Genomic DNA, 22,028 nt, shown 5'->3' with positions numbered 1-22,028 from the left:
TCCATGAGAGCACCCCTGCGCAGCCTTTTGACCCTCGGCCTGCTGGCCACCTTCGCGGCAGCCCCGGCCTTTGCCGCCGACTGCACCGCCCCGACGGGACTGACCCTGATCAACCCCGGCCACCTGGTGATGTCGACCAACCCAACCTTGCCACCCTTGCAGTTCGTCGACAGCAGCGGCGAGCTCAAGGGCATGCGCATCGAGCTGGGCGCGGAAATCGCCAAGCGCCTGTGCCTGCAGCCCGACTACGTGCGTATCGAATTCTCGGCCATGGTGCCGGGCCTACAGGGAGGCCGCTGGGACATGATCAATACCGGCATTTTCTTCACCCCCGAGCGAGCCAGGATCATGTGGATGATCCCTTACGAGAACCAGGCCGTCAGCCTGTCGGCACTCCCGGACAATCCCGGCAAGATCAGCCGTCTGGAAGATCTCGCCGGCCAGAGCGTGGGCGTGGAGATTGGTGGCTTCGAGGAAAACGCTGCCAAGAAAGCCAGCGCCGAACTGGTTGCCAAGGGCCTCAAGCCTATCGATATCCGTACCTTCGATAACTTCTCCATCGCCTTCCAGGCCCTGCGCGCCGGCCAGGTTCAAGCGGTGGTCAGCCTGGACTCGGTCGCCGTCGAGTATCAGAACCAAGGCAAATTCAAACAGGTGATCGCCGGACTGGAACCGACCCCGGTCGCCATCGCCTTCAAGGACCGCGCCCTGGCCGATGCCGCCGCCAAGGTGCTCAACGACATGCGCGCCGATGGCAGCCTGGAGGCCCTGTTCAAGCGCTACGGCGCCCAGAGCACGTCCGGCGATTTCACCGTCAAGGGCCCGACCACCTGAACGTCCGCCACTCAAAGGAGGCATGACTGATGAATCAAGGCTGGAGCTGGACCGGGTACTTCGACTACCTCTTCAATCATTTCTTGATGATGGGGGCGTTCTACACCGTCTGCCTGACTCTGGCCGGGATGCTGGGCGGCCTTGTACTGGGTGCGCTGCTGACGTTCGCGCGGATGTCGCCCAGGGTCTGGTTGTCGACCCCTGCGCGCCTGTACATCTGGATCTTCCGCGGCACGCCGTTGCTGGTCCAACTCATCATCATCTATACCGGCCTGCCCCAACTGGGGCTGCGCTTCAGCGTGCTCGAAGCGGTGGTGCTGGGGCTGGTGATCAACGAAGCGGCGTACCTGGCCGAAATCATCCGCGGTGGCGTCCAGGCCATCCCGCCGGGGCAGATCAATGCGGCCAAGGCGTTGGGCTTCCGCGGCCTGGGCGTACTGCGCTATGTGGTGTTCCCGCAGACCATGCGCCTGATCGTGCCGACCCTGGGCAACAGCTTCAATGGCCTGCTCAAGACCACCTCGATCGCGTCGGTGATTTCCATGGAGGAGTTGCTGCGCCGCACGCAGATGCTCATTCAGGAGAAATTCATGGTGCTGGAATTGTTCATGGTGGCGGCCACCTATTACCTGATCCTCACCACCCTGTGGGATTTCGTCCAACGGCGCATCGAGCGTCATTACGCAACCGCCTACCTTGTCGATCGCGGCAGCAATAAAAATGTGCCTGCGCTCGACACACCTGCTGCCTTACCCACCACCGCCAAGGAGAGTCGCTGAATGCAACGCTTCGACCTGATTGTCAGCAACGCCGATATCGTCACGGTAGGCGGTCGCTTCAACGCCGACATAGGCGTTCGCGACGGTCGTATCGCGACCTTGGCCCACGGCTTGGATCCTGCCCTGGCCGACCAGGTGATCGATGCTGCCGGGCGCATGGTCACCCCGGGTGGCGTAGACGCCCACTGTCATCTGGATCAAGCATCCGACGATGGCTCCAAAGGCTCGGATGACTTCCTCACCGGCACCCGCTCGGCAGCCTGCGGTGGCACCACCACGGTGATTCCGTTCGCCATGCAGTTCAAGGGACAAAGCCTGGACGAAGCAGTGGCCGACTACCACCGACGTGCCGAGGGTCAGGCCAGCATCGACTACGCCTTTCACCTGATCATCAGCGACGCTTCTCCCGCTGTGGTCAAGGAACAACTGCCGCGCATGGTCGAGGCGGGTTACACCTCGTTCAAGATCTATATGACGTATGAATCGCTGAAGCTGTCAGACCGTGAAATCCTCGATGTACTCGACGCGGCTCGCACGCTGGGTGCCTTGAGCATGATCCATGCGGAAAACGACGACTGCATCGCCTGGCTCACCGAGCGCCTGCTGGCTCAAGGCAAGACTGCCCCGCGCTACCATGCGCTGGCCCATTCCGCGATTGGCGAGCGCGAGGCGACCCACCGGGCTATCTCCCTGTCCGAACTGGTAGACGTCCCCATCCTGCTGGTGCATGTCTCCAGCCGCGCGGCAGTGGAGCAGATTCACTGGGCGCGCGGCCAAGGGTTCAACATCTTCTCGGAGACCTGCCCGCAGTATCTATTTCTGACGGCCGAAGACCTGGGCATAGGTGACGATTTCCATGGTGCCAAGTGCATCTGCAGCCCGCCGCCACGAGATGCAGATAGCCAGAAGGCCATCTGGAATGGGCTGGCCAACGGTACGTTCACGATCTTCTCGTCGGACCACTCCCCCTATAACTTCGACGATCCGCAGGGCAAGAAGCTGCACGGCGAAGATGCCTCCTTCGACCGTATTCCCAACGGCATCCCGGGTTTGGAAACCCGCTTGCCGCTGCTGATGAGCGAAGGTGTATTGGGCGGACGCATCAGCGCCGAGCGTTTCGTGGAACTCACGGCCACGGCTCCGGCACGCCTGTACGGGCTGTATCCCCAGAAAGGCACCATCGCCGTGGGCGCCGATGCCGATCTGGTGATCTGGGACAACGACCTGGATAAGACCCTTCGCCATGTCGACCTGCATAGCGCGGCAGATTACACTCCGTACGAAGGCTTCAAGCTCAAGGCATGGCCGGCATGGACCTTGTCGCGTGGCAAGCCGGTGTGGGCCCACGGTGCCTATTGCGGCACCGCCGGAGCGGGGCGTTTCCTCCCATGCGCAGCGCCCTTCCCTGCGCAGAAATGACCGGGCTGCACTCATTCATTACGGATTCAACACTTTCATGTCGGACAACCAAGACAAAGCGCTCGCCGCGATCATGGCGGCCACCCCGCTCTCCCTGAAATCTTCCAGCCTGGCGGAGCAGATCTACACACTGCTGCGTCAGTTGATCCTGGAACGCAAGATCCCGGGCAGCAGCGAGATGTCTGAATCCCGGTTGGCGGATGAGCTCAAGGTTTCCCGTACACCCATGCGTGAAGCCTTGGTACGCCTGGCCGGCGAGGGCCTGCTGGTACGCCGCGGCGCCCGCTCGTTTGCCGTTCGCGCGGTGGATACCAAGGAATACTTCGACAGCATGACCCTGCGCGAAATGCTCGAGTGCGAAGCCATCGTCAAGGCTGCCGGACGGATCGACCAAGCTCAACTGGAAGTCTTCGCGGCGGAACTGCAGGAACTGGACCAAGGCGAGCACGACGAGAACGACTACTGGCTGTTCGACGATCGCCTGCACAATTTCATTGCCGAAGCCTCCGGCAATACGGTGCTGGTAAAGTTGCTCGCCCAACTGCGCGCCAACTCCCGCCTTTTCCGCCTGCACAGCCCCCTGCATCGGCAGAAGGAAAACCATAGCGAGCATTCGGCCGTGCTCGATGCGTTGCGCCAGCAGGATACCGAGGCCGGGGTATTGGCGATGCGACAGCACATCCAGAACCTGCGCAATGAAGTGCTCAAAGCCCTTTCAGAGTAATCCAGACCCCTCTATACCCGGCACCTGCGCAGAGGAGACATCCTTCGCGCCAGTCACATCCGGGCATTCAACAGCGTCGAATTCCATGGGATAGTGGCCGTCTTCCTCACCATCTGAAGACCCTGCCCCATGGCCACCAAGCACCCACTTGAACCGCTGGCTCGACGCTTCCTCGGCAAACACCCCCATCAGCTCGAACCCGAAGAAATCCATGTGCTGGAGCAGATGAGAAAGCGACTGCCCGTCAGCCGCGATGCCGGTGACGCCTCTGACGAGGTAGCCACCTTCGGTGAACGGCTGTCCGACCGGGTAGCCGCAATCGGTGGTTCATGGGCCTTCATCATCGCTTTCACCATCATCCTGCTGGGCTGGATGCTGCTCAACACCGATGTGCTCGATCACTTCGGCCTGGCGTTCGACCCCTACCCGTACATTTTCCTCAACCTGATGCTATCTACCGTCGCAGCCATTCAGGCGCCGGTGATCATGATGAGCCAGAACCGCCAGTCAGCCAAAGACCGCCTGGCCGCGAGCCTGGACTTCGAGGTGAACCTGCGCGCGGAGCTGGAGATCATGCGACTGCATGAAAAGATCGATAAGGAGATCGTCGAGCGGCTGGATCGGATATTGGCCAAGGTGGAGCCTGAGGGGACGGTTTGAGAAGGCTTGTGGAAAACCCACCCTCCAACTGGCCGCATAACCGTCTGTGCTCATGCCATTGGAGAAAAAAGGCCGCGATGAACAAAAAGCCAGGCGCGCAGGCGACCTGGCTTTTTTTCTTTACACGGTTGGCTACCTCGCATCAGTTCAGCCCAGGCACCCCGGCCCGCGTCACATGCTTCACCGCCTGATACGCCGCCAGCCCCCAGGGGCCGAGTTCGCGCCCAATGCCGCTGCCCTTGCTGCCACCCCACGACGTTTCGACGAACACCGCTTGAATCGAGTTGATCCACACGTGCCCGACCTCAAGCGCATCAGCCACCCGCTCGGCGCGGGCGATATCGCGGCTGGCTACCGTGGCCACCAGGCCGAAGCGGCTGTCGTTGGCACGATCGATCGCCTCTTGTTCACGGCTGAAACGCTGAGTACACAGCACCGGGCCGAAGATTTCTTCATTCCACAAACGGCTGCTCGTCGGCACGTCCTGGTAAAGCGTCGGGCTTACGAACCAGCCGTCTCGCGTCAGCGCGGCGCCGCCGCTCAGGCACCGCAAGCCTTCCTGTTCGGCAATGGCGAAATACTCGCGCACCTTATGCCACTGCGCCTGGCTGGTCAGCGGTCCCATGTCGACCTCTTCGGTCAGGGGGTTACCTACCCGCAGTGCGGCGAACGCAGCCTGCAAGCGCGGGATCAGTGCCTCGGCGATGCCGTCCTGAATCAGCAGCCGCGAAGTGGCCGAGCACATTTGTCCTGCGTTCCAGCAGATGCCACCCACGATCCATTCCACCGCCTCGTCGGGGTCGCAGTCATCGAACACGATGAACGCCGATTTTCCGCCCAGCTCCAGAGTGACTGGCCGACAGAATGCCGCTGCGCTGCGCATCACCTGGCTACCTACGCCGTTGCTGCCGGTGAACGACAGCTTGTCGAGGCCCGCATGGTTGCTCAGTGCCGCGCCGATGTCGGCCTTGCCGTTGACGATATTCAGCACGCCGGCGGGCAAACCCAGGCTATCGGCGATTTCGGCGTAGGCCTGCTCGATCAGCGGGGTGACTTCCGAGGGTTTGAGTACCACGGTGCAACCGGCCGCCAGGGCCGGGGCGAGTTTCCAGGCGCTGGTGACCAGCGGAAAATTCCACGGCACGATCAGGCCAACCACGCCCACCGGTTCCAGCCGTGTGCGGGACGTGAAGCCGGGCACGGCCAGTTCGACGTCGCGGTGGCTGGCCTGGGTTTCGATCAGCTTGGCGTAATAGCCGAAGGTCGCCACAGCGTCGTCGAGATCGACTTCGGCTTCGTGCCGAGGCTTGCCGTTGTTGCGCATCTGCAAGGCGACCAGCGCTTCGCGGCGCTGGGTTAGGTGCTCGGCGAAACCGCGCAATACGGCGGCGCGCTCGGCGACAGGGGTGTTTTTCCAAGCAGGCAGCGCGGCGCGGGCGGCAGCCACGGACTGATCGACCTGTGCGCTGCTGGCGGCGATCAGTTCGACGAAGGGCAGTCCCAGTGCCGGATCGTACACGGTCAGGACATCAGCGCTCTCGCCCGCCTGCCAGCGGCCATTGATGTAGTGCGGGGTGTTCATGGTGTGGCTCCATCGGGGATTTTATAGCGGGTTCAGGGGGCAAACGGTGGAGCCTGGTTGATTTCGATGATCAGCGGGCGATCATCCGGGGCTTCGCGCAGCAGGGTTTGCAGGTGTTGGTAATCGCGGGCGCGCTCGGCCACGCAGCCAAACCCGCGGGCTATCGCGAGAAAGTCCGGGGTGTAGATGTCGACGCCCAGCGGCGTGATGTCGCGGCGTTGCATGTAGCTTTTGATCTCGCCGTAGCCCTGGTTATTCCAGAGCAGCACGATGATGCCAACCTGCGCCTCCACGGCGCTGGCCAGTTCCGGCAGGGTGAACTGAATGCCACCGTCACCCATCAGGCTGATCACCACCCGCGCAGGCTCGGCCAACTTGGCGCCGATGGCCGCCGGCAGGCCGTAGCCAAGAGTGCCGTAGCCGGTGGAGGCGTTGAACCAGCGGCGTGGGCTGCTGAGCTCGACCAGGTGATTGCCGCTGTACACCGTCTGCGTCGAGTCGCCGACAAAGCGCGCCTCGGGAAGGACTTCAAGCACGCAGTCGAACAGTTTGCGGTAGTGCGCCAAGCTGCTGAAATCCTCGGCCAGTTGCCGCTGCACCGCCGCCGTACGCTGCACGCCAAGGCTATCGGCACTGGCCGCCCGCGCCGGCAGCTCGGCGAGCAAAGCGCGTATCGCTGCCGTCGCATCACTGAGGATCGCGAGATGCGGCGTATGGTTGCGGGTCAACTGTTCGGCATCGATATCGATGCGGATCAGTTCGCCGCCAATCCTGAAGTTGCCATCGAACACCACATCGTAATCGGTCTCGCCCAGCTCGGTGCCGATCGCCAGCACCACATCGGCGTCCAGCGCTAGTTGCCGTACCGGTACCAGCGACTGGTTGCTGCCCAGCAACAACGGGTGCCCGCCCGGCAACAAACCCTTGGCATTGATGGTCAGGGCCGTCGGTGTATCCAGCCGGGTGACCAGCTCGCGGACTTCGTCCATCGCGGCCACGCAGCCTCCACCGAGTAACAGCAGCGGCCGCTGGGCTGCGCGCAACCGCGCAGCCGCCTTGCTGATCGCCTCAAGGTCCGGCGCCGGTCGGGCGATGACCTGGCGCGGCAACAGCGTCAGGTGATCGGCGCTGGCGGTGATGATGTCCAGCGGGAGCTCGATGTGCACCGGACGTGGGCGCTGGCTGTCGAACACCGCAAAGGCCCGCGCCAGCACAGCAGGCAGTTCGTCGACGCTCATCAGCGTGTGGCTGAATGCGCTGACGCCGGCGACCATCGTCCGCTGGTTGGGCAACTCATGCAGATAGCCGTTGCCCAGGCCCAGGCGATGACGCTCGTTGACGCTGGAAATCACCAGCATCGGAATCGAGTCGGCATACGCCTGGCCCATCGCGGTGAGGATATTGGTCATGCCGGGGCCGGTGATGATGAAACATACCCCAGGCTTGCCACTGACACGCGCATAGCCGTCGGCCATGAAGCCCGCGCCCTGTTCGTGGCGCGGCGTGACATGGCGAATGCCGCTGTTTGGCAGGCCGCGATACAGCTCGACGGTGTGCACGCCGGGAATGCCGAACACCATGTCGACGCCCCAGGCATGCAGTTGCTTGACCAGAAACTCTCCGCAAGTGCTTGCACACGTACTCATGCTGCGCTCTCCTGTTCCAGACCGATAAAGCGCCGCACCCGCGCATCGCCTTTGTGGCGGATCGCCGCTGGCGAGGCGTCGGTGACCACGTGGCCGTTTTCCATGAACACGATGCGATCGGAAATCGACAGGGCGAAATCCATCTCGTGGGTGACGATCAGCATGGTCATGCCTTCGGCCGCCAGGTCACCAATCACCTTGAGCACATCGCCCACCAGTTCCGGGTCCAGCGCCGAGGTCGGTTCGTCGAACAGCATGATGTCGGGCTCCATCGCCAGCGCGCGGGCAATCGCCACGCGCTGTTGCTGGCCGCCCGATAACTGGTGCGGATACTTGTCGGCATGCGCCAGCAGCCCGACCCGGTCCAGCGAGGCATGGCCCTTGCGGCGCAACTCAGCCGTACTGGCCAGGCTGTGGTAACGCGGGGCAAGGATGACGTTGTCGAGAATGGTCCGGTGCGGGAACAGATTGAAGTTCTGGAAGACCATGCCGATGCGCTGGATGCCTTGGCGGATCACCGGAGAATCGGTGCGTGTGCCGGCCTTGATGAAGTCATGGCCGAACAGCACGATTTCGCCCTGATCAATGGTCTCCAGGCTATTGATAGTGCGGATCAACGAAGTCTTGCCGGAGCCGGACGGGCCGATGATCGAAATCACCTCACCGGGCCGCACAGCGAGGTCGATGCCCTTGAGCACTTCATGGTTGCCATAGCGCTTGTGAATGTTGCGCAGTTGCAAGGCGTCGGGCTGTCCCGCCCCCGGCTCGCAACGCGGCTTCGCAAGGCCGGCTGGTTGGCGCAAGGCTTCGGTCTGCACGGCCTCCAGGGTTTGTGCGTTTTTGCGTGAGAGGTCCAGATGGCGCTCGGCCCACTGCAACAGCCAGCCGAACAGGGTGACGATCAACACGTAATACACGGCTACCGCTGCCAGGGTCTCCAGTACCAGAAAGTTTTGCGCGTACAGGCGCTGGCCGACCAGCAGCAGCTCGCTGAGCGAGATCACCGAGACCAGCGAGGTGAGTTTGACGATGGTCACGTATTCGTTGGTCAACGTCGGCAGGGAGATACGAATTGCCTGCGGGATGATCACCAGCCGCTGCGCGCCCAGCCCGCGAATGCCCAGCGCCTTGGCCGCTTCGCGCTGGCCCTTGAGCACCGACAGCAGGCCGCCCCGGTGAATCTCGGCCATGTACGCGGTTTCAGTCAGTACCAGCGCGATCAGCCCCGAATAGAACGGCTGCGACAGCACGCTGCCGGCGGCTGGAAACAGCTGCGGCAGGTTATAGACGAACACCAGCAGCACCAACAGCGGGATGCTGCGAAACAGCCAGATGTACAGGCTGACCGGCAGGCGCAGCCAGGCACGCGTCGACAGCTTGGCGCTGGCCAGTACAAAGCCCAGCACCAGACCCAAGGTCCAGGACAAGGTGCTGAGCTGCACCACCGTCAGGCAGGCCTTCCAGAAGGCCGAGACGGAGAACAGTGAGAAAAAGTAGGCCCATTCGAATGCCATGTTGACCTCGGTATAGCGGATGGATGGCGATCAGCTCGGGGTTAGCACGAACGTTGCAGGAGCGCGCTTGCCGGAATGCCGGATCGCCGCGCCCCTGCACAGGGAGGATGTCAGGCAGGATCCAGGTTGTACTTCTTCAGCAGTTCGCTGTACTCGCCGCTGCGCTTGTAGGTCTCAACCGCGCCACGCATCTTTTCCAGCAGCTCGGTGTTGCCCTTCTTCACATAAATGCCGAGGGTCTGCGGGTAGAGGGATTTCTGCGAGCTGATCACGATACGGCCACGGGCCTTGTCGACGATCATCTTCGATGCCGCCGAGATTTCCAGATGCGCCTGGATATTGCCGGACATCAACGCCTGCGAAGCTTCTGCGGTGGTCGGGAATTCGCTGATGGCGATCTCGCCCTTGTTCTGCTTGGTGCAGTAATCAGCCGACACTGCCTTGAGCTGGTTGATCCAGTTGGTGCCCTGCTGCAAGCCGACTTTCAGACCGCACAAGTCTTCAGGCTGCTGCGGTTTGGCGGTGCTGTCGCTGCGCACCATGATCGCCGCGCCGACTTGCGCGTACGGAATCGCGTCGGCCTGCTTGGTGCGCTCGTCGGTGATGTACATGCCGGAAATGATGGTGTCGAAGCGGTTGGCGTTCAGGCCCAGGATCAGGTTCGGAAAGCGGGTGTCTACGAACTCGACCTTCAGGTCGCCCAGTTGCTTGGCCAGCGCGGTCGACACCTCAGGATCAAAGCCCACCACCTTGTCGCCGTCGTAGGACTCGAACGGCGGGTAAGAAATCTCCATGCCGACCTTCAGCGTACCGGGCGTGGCAGTGGGCGCGGCCTGTACGCTGCCGGCGAACAGGGCGGCACCTATGAGCACAGAAGTGGCAAGGCGCGAAAACGTGGTGTTTGGCATAGTCATGATTCCAGATTGAGGGGAAAGGCAGATCACGAAGTCACGCTCTGGTTTTTCAGGTGCCCGAAGCTAGAAGGCTTTCTGGCGTGCTGCGGCAAGGCAATCTGCCCGTCGGCGACACGCTGGCGAAGGTACTGATAGGTCTGTAAAGCCTGGGCCCACATGTGCTCGCCAATGGCGATGGGCGTGTAGTTCTGCTCGCCGGCCGCGAAGGGCGGCAGCGGTTTGATCTGGGTGTGGTAATCGCAGGCATAGAACAGCGGAAACGAATAACGCTCCTGCTTGACCTTGCGCACCCGGTGCGCGGTGGCGACAAAGGCGCCGGCGGTCATCACCTCGAGCATGTCGCCGATATTGACCACGAAGGCGCCGTCGACCGGCGGCGCATCGATCCACTCGCCCTGCTCGTTCATTACCTCAAGGCCCGGCTGGTCGGCCTTGAGAATGGTGAAGCACTCGTAGTCGGTATGCGCGCCGATGCCCGGTGCGTCCTGTGCGTCGCCATCGAACGGATAATGGATCAGGCGCAGCTTGGACGGCGGAAAGCAGGCCATGTCGTCGAAGGCATGTTCATCCAGGCCCAGCGCCAGGGCAAAGCCGCGAAACAGCTGATGCCCCAAGGCAAACACCGCTTTGTAATAGGCCTGCACCGCCGCTTGAAAATCCGGCAGGGTCGGCCAGTTGTTCGGCCCCAGTAGCGGTGTGCCATTGAGCACCAGCGGGTTGTCTGCCGGTACTTCAAAACCGATATCGAACGCCTCTTTATGGTCTGGCTTGCCGGTGCCGTACACCTCCTCCCCCTCGGGAACGAAGCCTTTGTGGCTCTCGGAAGCGCCGATGTAGTGCTGCATCTTGGCGTCCAGCGGCTGGGCGAAATACTGTTCGGCGGCGCGGTGCAGGTTATCGATCAGCTGCGGCGCAATGCCGTGGCCGGTGATGTACAGAAAGCCCACATGGCGGGCCGCCTCGCCGAGCGCCTGGGCCACTGCCTGGCGATCTTCCAGGCGTTCGCTGAACAGACCGTGGATATCGACCACGGGAATGCGGGTGAAAGCAGAACGATCACTCATGGCAGCAGGCTCTCTGGACGGTTGGAAAAGGCAGTGAAGTGTTCGCGCTCGGTGCGGCCCATCCACGCATTCAGGTTCCACAGGTCGGCCACCGGCACATCGGTGAACGGCAAATGATGCAGGTAACCATCGGGGCCGAACTCCGGCGTCAGCGTGGTGCCGGTGTATCCGCGGGCCTGTTGCGAGCGCCAGATGGCTTGCCAGTGCTGCTGATGAAACGCCAGCGCAGCGGCGTATTCCGGCGCGCCGGGATGTGGCACTTGCGGGCCTTGGTCATAGCCGACCCGGGCCTGAATGTGATGCACGCGCTCGACAAAGGCGCTGAGGTCATCGGCGGGATCGTTGAGCAGTCGCTCGCACGTCACCACCCAATGGCTGACGTCGCTGGTAAAGCGCAGGTCGGGCACTTGCTCGATCAATTGCAGGGTCAACCACGGATTGAACAGCGAGCGTGCGCGGTGGGTTTCAAAGCTGCAGGTCAGGCCGCTGCGTTTTGCAATCTCCAGCGCCTCAGCGAAAAAGTCGACCTGCTGAGCCAGCGGCCAGCGGTCGTTGCCGGCCAGTACATTGACGAAGCGTGGTTCCAGTTCGACGGCCAGTTGCAACTTGCGGGCAAAGTCCGTCAGGTGCTCGGCCGGCGTTGCCGCCTGCAACGGCAGCACCGGCGTCGAAGTAAAAAGAATGGCGATGTACGGCACGCGATTGTCACGCAGGAACGCCGCGAACGCCGCCCGCTCGGTCGCGTCCTCGGGGATGCGCGCCTCGAAGCCGTCGAAGCCCGCAGCACGCGCCTCGACCAGCGCCTGTTGCCATGTACCGCGATAGCCCCACAGCGTACGAAAGATTTCCAGTTTCATGGGCGAACCTCGCCGCCTGTGCCCGCTTGGGCACAGCACGGATCACAAATGGGCGGTGGCCGATTGAGTGACGTTGCTCATGGCCTTGCGGCCCAGCATCGGGTGCGCGCCCCTAGGGCCGTATACCGAAGCCGGCTCCGGAAACGTGCGCAGCAAGGTCAGGTACAGCAGCGCGGCAAGGCCCAGCGTGATCGGCAGACTGATGTCGATACCGCCGGCCAGTTCGCCCAGCGGCCCGACAAATTGCCCCGGCAGATTGACGAAGCACAGGCCCACCGCCGCGCTCGGAATCCACGCGCCCAGGCCGCGCCAGTTCCAGCCATGGTGGAACCAGTAGCGACCGCCGCGCTGGCCACGAGTGAACACCTGCAAGTCATCGGCGTGATAAAAACCGCGACGGCTGATCAGGCCAAGGATCATCACCACCATCCACGGGCTGGTGCAGGTGATGATCAGCACCGCGAAGGTCGACACGCTCTGGACCAGATTGAAGGTGAAGCGGCCAATGAAGATAAAGGCAATCGCCGCCACACCGATCAACAGCGTGGCGCCAGCGCGGCTGAGCAGGCGCGGAAACATGCTCGACATGTCCAGCCCCGTGCCATACAGCGCCGTAGTGCCGGTCGACAGGCCACCGATCACCGCAATCAGGCACACCGGCAGGAAGAACCAGCTCGGCGAAATCGCCAGCAGGCCGCCGACATAGTTATTCGCCTCGATGTATTGCGGTGCCTGGGACGCGACCAGCGTCGCAGTGCACAGGCCGAACAGGAAGGGAATCAGCGTACCGGCCTGAGCGGCCAGCACCGCGAGCATGATGCGGGTCTTGTCGGTGTCACGCGGAATGTAGCGTGACCAATCGCCGAGAAAGGCGCCGAACGACACCGGGTTGCTCATCGCCAGCAACGCCGCGCCGATGAACGCCGCCCAGAAGCCCGGTTGTTGCAGGTTGACGCTGCCGGCATAGCCCGCATCGAACGGCCCGGCAAACGCCAGAATGCCCAGCAGAAACAGCAGGCTCGACGCCCACACCGCGATTTTGTTGACCCACAGCATGAAGCGAAAACCGAAGATGCAGACGATTAATACCAGCACCGCAAACAGCCCGTAGGCCAAGCCCAGGCTGAAGTCGGTTTCCGGCAAGCCAACCAGTCGTCTCGCGCCACCGACCAACGCGTCGCCAGAGCTCCAGACCGAGAGGGAAAAGAACGCCACCGCCGTGAGCAGTGACAGAAACGAACCGATGATGCGCCCGTGGACGCCGAAGTGTGCCCCGGACGACACCGCGTTGTTGGTGCCGTTAATGGCGCCGAACAGGCCCATCGGCGCGAGAATCAACGCCCCCACCGCCACGCCCAGTAGAATCGCCCAGACCCCGGCCTGGAACGACAGCCCAAACAGCACCGGGAAACTGCCCAGCACCGCCGTGGCAAACGTATTGGCACCGCCGAAGATCAAGCGAAACAGATCGATAGGGGAAGCATCGCGTTGGTTGTCGGGTATCTGCTCGACACCAAAGGTTTCGATACGCGTCGAATGGCTCATGTGTTGCTCCAGCACCTGTCACGGTTGTTGTAAGGCCAGCGCAGGCACGCTGACCCTTTATGGCCGCCCGTTGACCCCGGGCGGAGGGTTGCTGCTATTTTTTTATAATGTCGCGGCGGTTAGCCCGTCACTTCCGACAAATGCTCATGCCAGGCCAGCCAGCGCTCGCCCTCACAGCGAAATACGATCGTCTCGCGCTCCTTCAAGCGCAGCTCTTCGGTACCGATGCGCACATGCGTCGCCACGTCATGCACGAAAATGGCCGTATCGCCCTGCACGTTGACCCAGGCGTTACTCGACTCACAGCCCAGCACCGCAAAACCATCGATCTGCCATTGCTGCCACAACGTTTCATACTCGGCCCGCGAGTTCAGCGGCTTGGCCAGGGTATGAAAGACAAAACTGGCGTCAGGACTGAAACAGTCGAAATAACGTGCCGTGTCGTTGCTGGCAAAGGCCGCGACCAGCGCCGCAGCCGCCTCGAGAACCTCGGTTTCACGGCTCATCGACGGACGACGCCCGGCAGCACACAGAGCATTTCGTACAACAGGTTGGCGCCCAGCAGCGAGGTGTTGCCGGTGGTGTCATACGGCGGCGACACCTCGACCAGATCGCAACCGATCAAGTCCAGCCCCTGGCAACCTCGGATTATCTCCAGCGCCTGGATCGTAGTCAGCCCGCCGACCTCCGGTGTCCCGGTGCCCGGTGCCCAGGCCGGGTCGATGCCATCGATGTCGAACGACAAGTACACCGGCCCACCACCGACCTTCTCGCGGACTTCGGCCATCAACGGCGTCAGCGACTTGTGCCAGCAATCCTCGGCCTGCACCACACGGAAACCCTGCTTGCGGCTCCAGTTGAAATCCTCGGCGGTATAACCCTGAGCCCGCAGGCCGATCTGCACCACACGGTCGCTGTCCAGCAGACCCTCTTCCTGCGCGCGGCGGAACGTGGTGCCGTGGGCAATCTTCTCGCCGAACATGTGATCGTTGACGTCGGCATGCGCATCGATATGCACCAGTCCGACCTTGCCATGCTTCTTGTGAATGGCCCGCAGGATCGGCAGCGTCAGCGTGTGATCGCCTCCCAGCGTCAGCGGCACGATACCGTGGCCCAGAATCCGGTCGTATTCCTGCTCGATGATGCGCACCGCATCGAGCAGGTTGAAGGTATTGATCGGCACATCGCCGATGTCGGCCACGTTCAGCGAATCGAACGGCGCGGCACCGGTGGCCATGTTGTAAGGACGGATCATCACCGACTCGGCACGAATCTGCCGTGGCCCGAAACGAGTGCCGGAACGCAGCGAAGTGCCAATATCTAGCGGAATACCGATAAACGCTGCATCCAACCGATCGAGTTCTTCGGCGGCTTGTATATGAGGCAAACGCAGCATGGTGGCGATGCCGCCGAAACGAGGCATCTCGTTCCCGCCCAAAGGCTGGTGGAAAGTCGTGTCCACGGGGTGGCCTCACTTTGTGGTCATTGAAGTGACTCCATTCTGGTGACGCCCCGCAGCTAGAAGAATCGCTGCCCACAAATAATCAGTTCAGAGATTTCTAAACTATCCGCGGATACACTGGCCCTCTGAAACACTGCGATATCCCATCCGGCAATGGACCTGTGGAAAAGGGCTCTGCCCGCGCCACAGCCCAACCCTACAAGACCTGAACTGCCCCGGAGCCCACCCCAATGTCCTCTGCCCTGCCCGACCTCAAACTGCTGCGCATCTTCGCCTGCGTAGTACGCCACCAGGGCTTCGCCGCCGCGCAGCAGGAACTCAACCTCTCCACTTCCGCCATCAGCACTTACATGAGCCAGCTCGAAACCCAGCTCGGCCTGGTGCTCTGCCACCGCGGCCGTGGTGGCTTCAGCCTGACCAGCAAAGGCGAACTGTTCCATCAGGAAACCCTGCGCCTGCTCGCAGAACTCGAAGGCTTCGAACGCTACAGCGCCGCCCTCAAAGGCGAACTGCGCGGCACTCTCAATCTCGGCGTGCTCGACTCCACCGTCAGCGACCCGGCCCTGCCGCTGGCCGACGTCATCGGCGCCTACAGCAAGGAACACCCCGCAGTACACCTGCACCTCTCCGTGCTCAGCCCCGCGCAACTGCAACTGGGCTTGCAGGAAAATCGCCTGGACCTGGCCATCGGCGCCTTCTCCGTGCGCATGAATGGGCTTATGTACCAAGCGCTGTACCGCGAACAACACTGGCTGTATTGCAGCGATCGGCATGAGTTGTTCGAGCAGCGGCGAATTCCAGCCGAGGTGATCACCCAACAACGGATGGTCGGGCGCGGGTACTGGAGCCAGGCGGAACTGGCCCGCCACGGGTTCAAGCACAGCGCGGCGACGGTGGAATCGATGGAGGCGCAACTGATCTTGGTGCTGTCGGGGGCGTATATCGGCTATCTGCCGGAACACTATGCGCAATTCTGGGCGGATCAGAAGCGGTTGAAGGTGTTGTTGCCGACGACGTTCGGGTATCAGGCACCGTTTTCATTGGCTTTGCGGCGGGGACGGTCGAGGGAGCCGTTGATACAGAGCTTTCGAGATCGGTTGAGGGGGTGGTTTGAAGCCGGCTGATTCAAGTGACACAAAATCCGCAGGAGTGAGCAAAGCTCGCGAATCGAGTATTCAGCGCCGCGGAAATGCGCCTTGCTGGCAGACCGCTACACGATGAGGCCTGGCCAGCAGGGGACCTGAAGGCCCCCTGTTCGTACGGTTTTTTAGCTTACTGAACGGTTTTCAATCCGAACGACCACAGTTCGCAACCTACTCCCCCCTCACTCCACCGTCACCGACTTCGCCAAATTGCGCGGCTGATCCACATCCGTCCCCTTCAGCACCGCCACGTAGTACGAAAGCAGCTGCAACGGAATGGTGTAGAGGATTGGCGCCAACGCATCAATGATGTGCGGCATGGCCACCACATGAGTGCCGGGGCCGTTGCTCAGCTGCGCCTGCTCATCGGCGAATACCACCAGCTCGCCGCCGCGCGCGCGCACTTCCTGCAGGTTGGATTTGAGTTTTTCCAGTAGCTCGTTGTTCGGTGCCACGGTGACCACCGGCATGTCCTTGTCCACCAGCGCCAGCGGCCCGTGCTTCAATTCGCCAGCAGGATAGGCTTCGGCATGGATGTAGGAGATCTCCTTGAGCTTCAGTGCACCTTCCATTGCCACCGGGAACTGCGCGCCGCGGCCCAGGAACAGCGTGTGGTGCTTCTCGGCGAACAGCTCGGCGATGCGCTCGATGGTGGTGTCCATGGCCAGGGCTTCGCCCAGGCGGGTGGGCAGGCGCCGGAGCTCGGCCACCAGCTGCGCCTCGACACCCTCCTCCAATGATCCGTGTACCTGGCCAAGGGAAAGCGTCAGCAACATCAGCGCGACCAGCTGCGTGGTGAACGCCTTGGTCGAAGCCACACCGATCTCCGGGCCTGCCTGAGTCAGCAGGGTCAGGTCGGACTCGCGCACCAGCGAGCTGATGCCGACGTTGCAGATGGCCAGGCTGCCGAGAAACCCGAGTTGCTTGCCGTTGCGCAATGCGGCCAGGGTGTCAGCCGTTTCGCCGGACTGGGAGATGGAGACGAACAAGGTGTCGGGCTGCACCACGACCTTGCGATAGCGGAACTCGCTGGCCACTTCGACCTGGCAAGGGATGCCGGCCAGGCCTTCGAGCCAGTAGCGCGCAACCATACCCGCGTGATAGCTGGTGCCGCACGCGACGATCTGTACGTTGCGCACCTTGGCGAACAGTTCGGCCGCCTGTGGACCGAAGGCCTGCACCAGCACTTGGTTCTGCCCAAGACGGCCTTCCAGGGTGCGCTGTACCACGGTAGGTTGCTCGTGGATCTCCTTCATCATGAAGTGGCGATATTCGCCCTTGTCGGCGGCCTCTGCGCCTTCGTGGTACTGCACGCTTTCGCGTTCCACAGGTGCGCCCGCGGCGTCCCAGATCTGCACGCTTTCACGGCGGATCTCGGCAATGTCACCTTCCTCCAGGTACATGAAGCGGTCGGTCACCTGGCGCAGGGCCAACTGGTCGGAGGCCAGGAAGTTCTCGCCCATGCCCAGGCCGATCACCAGCGGACTGCCGCTGCGGGCGGCGACCAGACGATCGGGCTGGTGCACGCTGATGGCAGCCAGGCCGTAGGCGCCGTGCAGTTGCTTGACCGTCGCCTTGAGCGCATCGGCCAGGTCCGGCAGGGCCTTGAGGGTGTGGTGCAGCAAGTGGGCGATGACTTCGGTGTCGGTCTGCGAGGTGAACACGTAGCCCAGCTCTTTGAGCTGGGTGCGCAACACTTCGTGGTTTTCGATGATGCCGTTGTGCACCACGGCCACTTCGTCTGTGGAAAAGTGGGGGTGAGCGTTCTGTTCGGTGGGCGCACCGTGGGTAGCCCAGCGGGTGTGGGCAATCCCCAGCTTGCCGAGCAGTGGCTCCTCCGCCAGCGCCGTTTGCAGTTCGGCGACTTTGCCCACACGACGTCGGCGCTGCACGCTGCCATCTTCGCCCAGCACCGCGACACCGGCGCTGTCGTAGCCGCGATATTCCAGGCGCTTGAGACCCTCGACCAGAATGGCTGTGATGTTGCGCTCCGCAATGGCGCCGACGATTCCACACATGTTCGCTTCTCCTAGCTGGTAGCGGCGAGCACGAGATCGATCCCGCGCGCCTGAATCTGATCGCGCGCTTCGAGCGGCAGACGATCATCGGTGATGAGGGTACTGATGCGGCCCCAGGGCAGCTCCAGATTGGGAATCTTGCGTCCGACCTTGTCGGACTCGACCATGACGATCACTTCGCGAGCGACTTCGGCCATTACCCTGCTCAGGCCCAGCAACTCGTTGAAAGTCGTCGTGCCGCGCTCCAGATCGATGCCGTCGGCACCGATGAAGAGCTGATCGAAGTCGTAGGAGCGCAACACCTGTTCGGCCACTTGGCCCTGGAACGATTCGGAGTGCGGATCCCAGGTGCCACCGGTCATCAGCAGCACGGGCTCGTGCTCCAGCGCACCCAGAGCGTTGGCCACGTGCAGCGAGTTGGTCATGACGACCAGACCCGGCTGCTTGCCCAACTCCGGAATCATCGCCGCCGTGGTGCTGCCACTGTCGATGATGATCCGCGCGTGTTCTTTGATACGTAGAACGGCTGCGCGGGCGATGGATTGCTTGATGGCCGAGACGCGCGGGCCCGGTTCGCCAATCAGCTCTTGAGGCATGGTCACCGCACCGCCGTAGCGACGCAGGAGCAACCCGTGACTCTCGAGGGCGGCAAGGTCCTTGCGAATGGTCACTTCGGACGTGGCGAAATGCTTGGCCAAGTTATCCACACTCACTTCGCCCTGCTCGTTGAGCAAGGCGAGGATGCTGTGACGGCGTTGAGGCGTATTGCGCTTCGACATGACGACCTAAGTTTCGTTTCGAAATATAACGAAGGCAATAGAAACCTAAAATGAAAGATCCGTCAATGGTGAAGCAAAGCTTTTGTGTAATCTCTTCGTGGGGCGGAGGGCTCACCGCCCGCCTCGCTCTCACGAATTAGCACACAGGACACTGTGGGAGCGGGGCGGGCGGCCAAGCCCTCTGCCCGCGAAGAGGTCAGTGATAAAATCACCGTACTGTGGATAACTAGGGCTTTTTGATCTTCACCGGCCGTTTCCACCCTTCAACATTGCGCTGCCGGGTCCGTGCCACTGCCAACTGCCCTTCCGGCACTTCTTGGGTAATGGTCGAACCCGCAGCAGTGGTCGACCCCGCCAAGATATCCACAGGTGCTACCAGCGAATTGTTCGAACCAATGAACACGTCCTCACCAATGGTGGTTTTCCATTTGTTCGCCCCGTCGTAGTTGCAGGTGATGGTCCCCGCGCCGATGTTGCTGCCGGCACCGATGTCCGCATCCCCAAGGTAGGTCAAGTGACCAGCCTTGGCGCCCTCGCCCATGCGCGCGTTCTTCAGCTCGACGAAGTTACCCACATGAGCGCGAGCTTCCAGCACCGTACCCGGTCGCAGCCGCGCGAACGGGCCGGCATCGCTGTTTTCATGCAACACGGCACCGTCGAGATGACTGTTGGCCTTGACCACCACGCCGCGGTCCAGGGTGCTGTCCTTGATGTAGCAATTGGGACCGATGACCACATCGTCCTCGATCACCACGCGACCTTCGAGCACCACATTGACGTCGATCAGGACATCGCGGCCCACGGTGACTTCTCCGCGCACATCGAAGCGTGCCGGGTCGCGCAAGGTCACGCCTTGAGCCATCAGGCGACGACCTTCGCGCAGCTGGTAGTGACGCTCCAGTTCCGCGAGCTGACGCCGATCATTGGCGCCCTGCACTTCCATCGGATCCTGAGCAGTTTCAGTGGCAACCACCAAGCCGTCGCTGACCGCCATGGCGATCACGTCGGTCAAGTAATACTCACCCTGGGCGTTGTCGTTGGACAGGCGCGCCAGCCAGTCGGCCAAGCGCTTTCCAGGGACCGCAAGAATACCGGTGTTGCCTTCCTTTATGGCTTTCTGTGCGTCGCTGGCGTCCTTGTGCTCGACGATGGCTTGCACCTGGCCATTGGCATCACGCACGATGCGCCCGTAGCCCGTGGGGTCGGCCAGGTTGACGGTGAGCAGACCCAGTTGATCGGCACTGACCTTCTGCAGCAGCCGCTGCAGGGTCGCCACCTCGATCAGCGGTACGTCACCGTAGAGAATCAACACATTGTCGGCGCTCAGGCCCGGAACCGCCTGTGCGACCGCATGGCCCGTACCCAGCTGCTTGTCCTGCAACACAAAATTCAGATCATCGGCAGCGAGGCGTTCGCGTACCGCGTCGGCGCCATGGCCGATCACTACATGAATGCCCTGCGGCTGGAGTTGGCGCGCGCTGTGGATAACATGGCCGAGCATGGAGTTGCCAGCGACAGGATGCAACACCTTGGGCAGGGCCGAGCGCATGCGCGTGCCCTGGCCAGCGGCGAGAATGACGATATCGAGAGACATGGACGGCTACCAATCCGGAGAATGGCCAGCAGGCTGACCGGGGAGGAAATGCTGAAAAAGAAAAAGGGTAGCCGAGGCTACCCTTTTACTCAATCGCAAGTGAATCGACGCATCAGCCGCCGAATTTCTTGCGGATCTGCTGGACGGTGCGCAGCTGGGCTGCAGCCTCGGCCAGGCGTGCGGCGGCAGATCCGTAATCGAAGTCTGCGCCTTTTTCGTTCAGGGCCTTCTCGGCAGCCTTGACGGCTTCCTGAGCGGAAGCTTCATCCAGGTCGGCAGCGCGCTGCACGGTGTCGGCAAGAACCTTGACCATGTTCGGCTGAACCTCGAGGAAACCACCAGAGATGTAGAACACCTCGGCTTCGCCACCCTGCTTGATCAGGCGGATCGGGCCCGGCTTGAGATCGGTGATCAGCGGGGCGTGGCCTGGAGCGATACCGATATCACCCAGGTTACCGTGCGCAATCACCATCTCGACCAGGCCGGAAAAGATTTCTCCTTCCGCGCTGACGATATCGCAATGGACTGTCATAGCCATACTTGCCTCAACCTGATTAGCGCCCGTTGCCGGGCGCCAGGATTACAGTTTCTTGGCTTTCTCGATCGCTTCTTCGATGCCGCCGACCATGTAGAACGCTTGTTCCGGCAGGTGGTCGTAGTCGCCGTTGAGGATGCCTTTGAAGCCTGCGATGGTGTCTTTCAGGGAAACGTATTTACCCGAGGCACCGGTGAAGACTTCAGCCACGAAGAACGGCTGCGACAGGAAGCGCTGGATCTTACGAGCGCGGGATACCAACTGCTTGTCGGTTTCCGACAGCTCGTCCATACCCAGGATCGCAATGATGTCCTTCAGCTCTTTGTAGCGCTGCAGCACGTACTGAACGCCGCGAGCGGTGTCGTAGTGCTCCTGGCCGATCACGTTCGGGTCCAGCTGGCGCGAAGTCGAGTCCAGTGGATCGACCGCTGGGTAGATACCCAGGGAAGCGATGTCACGGGACAGTACGACGGTGGCGTCCAAGTGGGCGAAGGTGGTCGCCGGCGACGGGTCGGTCAAGTCGTCCGCAGGTACGTATACCGCCTGGATCGAGGTGATCGAACCTTCCTTGGTCGAAGTGATGCGTTCCTGCAGAACGCCCATCTCTTCGGCCAGGGTCGGCTGGTAACCTACTGCCGAAGGCATACGGCCCAGCAGTGCGGATACTTCGGTACCGGCCAGGGTGTAACGATAGATGTTGTCGACGAACAGCAGAACGTCGTTACCTTCGTCACGGAATTTCTCGGCCATGGTCAGACCGGTCAGGGCGACGCGCAGACGGTTACCCGGCGGCTCGTTCATCTGGCCGTAGACAAGGGCTACCTTGTCCAGAACGTTGGAGTCCTTCATCTCGTGGTAGAAGTCGTTACCCTCACGGGTACGCTCGCCCACACCGGCGAACACGGAATAACCGCTGTGTTCGATGGCGATGTTACGGATCAGCTCCATCATGTTTACGGT

General features: G+C 62.0%; 20 protein-coding genes. 6 read left to right on the top strand and 14 right to left on the bottom strand.

What is annotated here, in order from left to right:
* Positions 1 to 3: 3 nt before the first annotated feature.
* From B2V21_RS12610 to B2V21_RS12590, 5 genes are all read left to right on the top strand, one after another.
* Positions 4 to 834 carry an ABC transporter substrate-binding protein gene (locus B2V21_RS12610; RefSeq protein WP_049860433.1) on the top strand — a complete coding sequence of 277 codons (831 nt, stop codon included), beginning with the start codon at positions 4 to 6 and terminating at the stop codon, positions 832 to 834.
* A gap of 29 nt (positions 835 to 863) precedes the next feature.
* Positions 864 to 1,613 (top strand): amino acid ABC transporter permease, encoded by a 750-nt coding sequence (locus B2V21_RS12605; RefSeq protein ID WP_049860434.1) that lies wholly within the window; start codon positions 864 to 866, stop codon positions 1,611 to 1,613.
* On the top strand, positions 1,614 to 3,032 hold the full coding sequence (hydA, locus tag B2V21_RS12600; RefSeq protein WP_049860435.1) for a dihydropyrimidinase: 1,419 nt from the start codon (positions 1,614 to 1,616) through the stop codon (positions 3,030 to 3,032).
* A gap of 37 nt (positions 3,033 to 3,069) precedes the next feature.
* Positions 3,070 to 3,756 (top strand): GntR family transcriptional regulator, encoded by a 687-nt coding sequence (locus B2V21_RS12595; RefSeq protein ID WP_082223632.1) that lies wholly within the window; start codon positions 3,070 to 3,072, stop codon positions 3,754 to 3,756.
* A 129-nt stretch (positions 3,757 to 3,885) separates the two neighbouring features.
* Positions 3,886 to 4,416 carry a DUF1003 domain-containing protein gene (locus B2V21_RS12590; RefSeq protein ID WP_049860436.1) on the top strand — a complete coding sequence of 177 codons (531 nt, stop codon included), beginning with the start codon at positions 3,886 to 3,888 and terminating at the stop codon, positions 4,414 to 4,416.
* A gap of 142 nt (positions 4,417 to 4,558) precedes the next feature.
* On the opposite strand, the gene B2V21_RS12585 is transcribed toward B2V21_RS12590, so the two are convergent.
* The 9 genes from B2V21_RS12585 to speB all read right to left on the bottom strand — a co-directional run bounded on the left by B2V21_RS12585 (position 4,559) and on the right by speB (position 15,000).
* Positions 4,559 to 5,998 carry an aldehyde dehydrogenase family protein gene (locus B2V21_RS12585; protein ID WP_286917002.1) on the bottom strand — a complete coding sequence of 480 codons (1,440 nt, stop codon included), beginning with the start codon at positions 5,996 to 5,998 and terminating at the stop codon, positions 4,559 to 4,561.
* Between the two features lie 32 nt (positions 5,999 to 6,030).
* Entirely contained in the window at positions 6,031 to 7,644 is a 1,614-nt protein-coding gene (locus tag B2V21_RS12580; RefSeq protein ID WP_286917001.1) for a 5-guanidino-2-oxopentanoate decarboxylase, read from the bottom strand.
* The gene (locus B2V21_RS12575; RefSeq protein ID WP_286917000.1) at positions 7,641 to 9,158 is read right to left on the bottom strand and encodes an amino acid ABC transporter permease/ATP-binding protein; all 1,518 of its coding nucleotides are present in this window, start codon (positions 9,156 to 9,158) and stop codon (positions 7,641 to 7,643) included. Before B2V21_RS12575 ends, B2V21_RS12580 begins: the two co-directional genes overlap by 4 nt.
* Positions 9,159 to 9,268: 110 nt before the next feature.
* Positions 9,269 to 10,066, bottom strand: coding sequence for an ABC transporter substrate-binding protein (locus B2V21_RS12570; RefSeq protein ID WP_286916999.1), 798 nt, complete (start codon positions 10,064 to 10,066; stop codon positions 9,269 to 9,271).
* 32 nt (positions 10,067 to 10,098) lie between these two features.
* Entirely contained in the window at positions 10,099 to 11,136 is a 1,038-nt protein-coding gene (locus tag B2V21_RS12565) for an isopenicillin N synthase family dioxygenase (RefSeq protein WP_286916998.1), read from the bottom strand.
* Positions 11,133 to 11,993 (bottom strand): sugar phosphate isomerase/epimerase family protein, encoded by an 861-nt coding sequence (locus B2V21_RS12560; protein ID WP_286916997.1) that lies wholly within the window; start codon positions 11,991 to 11,993, stop codon positions 11,133 to 11,135. Before B2V21_RS12560 ends, B2V21_RS12565 begins: the two co-directional genes overlap by 4 nt.
* Before the next feature lie 42 nt (positions 11,994 to 12,035).
* A complete protein-coding gene (locus tag B2V21_RS12555; protein WP_286916996.1) occupies positions 12,036 to 13,538 on the bottom strand; it encodes a purine-cytosine permease family protein in 1,503 nt (500 codons plus the stop codon).
* A 119-nt stretch (positions 13,539 to 13,657) separates the two neighbouring features.
* Positions 13,658 to 14,044, bottom strand: coding sequence for a nuclear transport factor 2 family protein (locus B2V21_RS12550; protein WP_286916995.1), 387 nt, complete (start codon positions 14,042 to 14,044; stop codon positions 13,658 to 13,660).
* The gene (speB, locus tag B2V21_RS12545) at positions 14,041 to 15,000 is read right to left on the bottom strand and encodes an agmatinase (RefSeq protein ID WP_049860445.1); all 960 of its coding nucleotides are present in this window, start codon (positions 14,998 to 15,000) and stop codon (positions 14,041 to 14,043) included. Before speB ends, B2V21_RS12550 begins: the two co-directional genes overlap by 4 nt.
* Before the next feature lie 230 nt (positions 15,001 to 15,230).
* Between speB and B2V21_RS12540 the strand changes: the two genes are divergently transcribed.
* Positions 15,231 to 16,124 carry a LysR family transcriptional regulator gene (locus B2V21_RS12540; RefSeq protein ID WP_049860446.1) on the top strand — a complete coding sequence of 298 codons (894 nt, stop codon included), beginning with the start codon at positions 15,231 to 15,233 and terminating at the stop codon, positions 16,122 to 16,124.
* Between the two features lie 200 nt (positions 16,125 to 16,324).
* Here B2V21_RS12540 and glmS read toward each other — a convergent pair whose 3' ends face one another.
* The 5 genes from glmS to atpD form a co-directional block, all read right to left on the bottom strand.
* Positions 16,325 to 18,160, bottom strand: coding sequence for a glutamine--fructose-6-phosphate transaminase (isomerizing) (gene glmS / locus B2V21_RS12535; RefSeq protein WP_049860447.1), 1,836 nt, complete (start codon positions 18,158 to 18,160; stop codon positions 16,325 to 16,327).
* Between the two features lie 11 nt (positions 18,161 to 18,171).
* Positions 18,172 to 18,939, bottom strand: a complete 768-nt coding sequence (locus B2V21_RS12530) for a DeoR family transcriptional regulator (protein ID WP_043192059.1) — start codon at positions 18,937 to 18,939, stop codon at positions 18,172 to 18,174.
* 226 nt (positions 18,940 to 19,165) lie between these two features.
* Entirely contained in the window at positions 19,166 to 20,533 is a 1,368-nt protein-coding gene (gene glmU / locus B2V21_RS12525; protein WP_286916994.1) for a bifunctional UDP-N-acetylglucosamine diphosphorylase/glucosamine-1-phosphate N-acetyltransferase GlmU, read from the bottom strand.
* Positions 20,534 to 20,645: 112 nt separating this feature from the next.
* On the bottom strand, positions 20,646 to 21,071 hold the full coding sequence (locus tag B2V21_RS12520; protein WP_043192055.1) for a F0F1 ATP synthase subunit epsilon: 426 nt from the start codon (positions 21,069 to 21,071) through the stop codon (positions 20,646 to 20,648).
* A gap of 42 nt (positions 21,072 to 21,113) precedes the next feature.
* On the bottom strand, positions 21,114 to 22,028 hold a 915-nt coding region (gene atpD, locus B2V21_RS12515; RefSeq protein WP_286916993.1), incomplete at its 5' end, for a F0F1 ATP synthase subunit beta.

It is taken from the genome of Pseudomonas sp. UBA6276 (assembly GCF_002438365.1).
In the GTDB taxonomy this organism is placed as follows: Bacteria; Pseudomonadota; Gammaproteobacteria; order Pseudomonadales; family Pseudomonadaceae; genus Aquipseudomonas; species Aquipseudomonas coleopterorum.
The sequence above is the reverse complement of the archived record's forward strand: the minus strand, read 5'-3'. Positions and strand labels throughout refer to the sequence as shown.

Bases quoted from the DNA above. Each gene is read 5' to 3' on its own strand.
- B2V21_RS12610 (WP_049860433.1), top strand. From the start codon at position 4: ATGAGAGCACCCCTGCGCAGCCTTTTGACCCTCGGCCTGCTGGCCACC.
- B2V21_RS12605 (WP_049860434.1), top strand. From the start codon at position 864: ATGAATCAAGGCTGGAGCTGGACCGGGTACTTCGACTACCTCTTCAAT.
- hydA (WP_049860435.1), top strand. From the start codon at position 1,614: ATGCAACGCTTCGACCTGATTGTCAGCAACGCCGATATCGTCACGGTA.
- B2V21_RS12595 (WP_082223632.1), top strand. From the start codon at position 3,070: ATGTCGGACAACCAAGACAAAGCGCTCGCCGCGATCATGGCGGCCACC.
- B2V21_RS12590 (WP_049860436.1), top strand. From the start codon at position 3,886: ATGGCCACCAAGCACCCACTTGAACCGCTGGCTCGACGCTTCCTCGGC.
- B2V21_RS12585 (WP_286917002.1), bottom strand. From the start codon at position 5,998: ATGAACACCCCGCACTACATCAATGGCCGCTGGCAGGCGGGCGAGAGC.
- B2V21_RS12580 (WP_286917001.1), bottom strand. From the start codon at position 7,644: ATGAGTACGTGTGCAAGCACTTGCGGAGAGTTTCTGGTCAAGCAACTG.
- B2V21_RS12575 (WP_286917000.1), bottom strand. From the start codon at position 9,158: ATGGCATTCGAATGGGCCTACTTTTTCTCACTGTTCTCCGTCTCGGCC.
- B2V21_RS12570 (WP_286916999.1), bottom strand. From the start codon at position 10,066: ATGCCAAACACCACGTTTTCGCGCCTTGCCACTTCTGTGCTCATAGGT.
- B2V21_RS12565 (WP_286916998.1), bottom strand. From the start codon at position 11,136: ATGAGTGATCGTTCTGCTTTCACCCGCATTCCCGTGGTCGATATCCAC.
- B2V21_RS12560 (WP_286916997.1), bottom strand. From the start codon at position 11,993: ATGAAACTGGAAATCTTTCGTACGCTGTGGGGCTATCGCGGTACATGG.
- B2V21_RS12555 (WP_286916996.1), bottom strand. From the start codon at position 13,538: ATGAGCCATTCGACGCGTATCGAAACCTTTGGTGTCGAGCAGATACCC.
- B2V21_RS12550 (WP_286916995.1), bottom strand. From the start codon at position 14,044: ATGAGCCGTGAAACCGAGGTTCTCGAGGCGGCTGCGGCGCTGGTCGCG.
- B2V21_RS12540 (WP_049860446.1), top strand. From the start codon at position 15,231: ATGTCCTCTGCCCTGCCCGACCTCAAACTGCTGCGCATCTTCGCCTGC.
- glmS (WP_049860447.1), bottom strand. From the start codon at position 18,160: ATGTGTGGAATCGTCGGCGCCATTGCGGAGCGCAACATCACAGCCATT.
- B2V21_RS12530 (WP_043192059.1), bottom strand. From the start codon at position 18,939: ATGTCGAAGCGCAATACGCCTCAACGCCGTCACAGCATCCTCGCCTTG.
- glmU (WP_286916994.1), bottom strand. From the start codon at position 20,533: ATGTCTCTCGATATCGTCATTCTCGCCGCTGGCCAGGGCACGCGCATG.
- B2V21_RS12520 (WP_043192055.1), bottom strand. From the start codon at position 21,071: ATGGCTATGACAGTCCATTGCGATATCGTCAGCGCGGAAGGAGAAATC.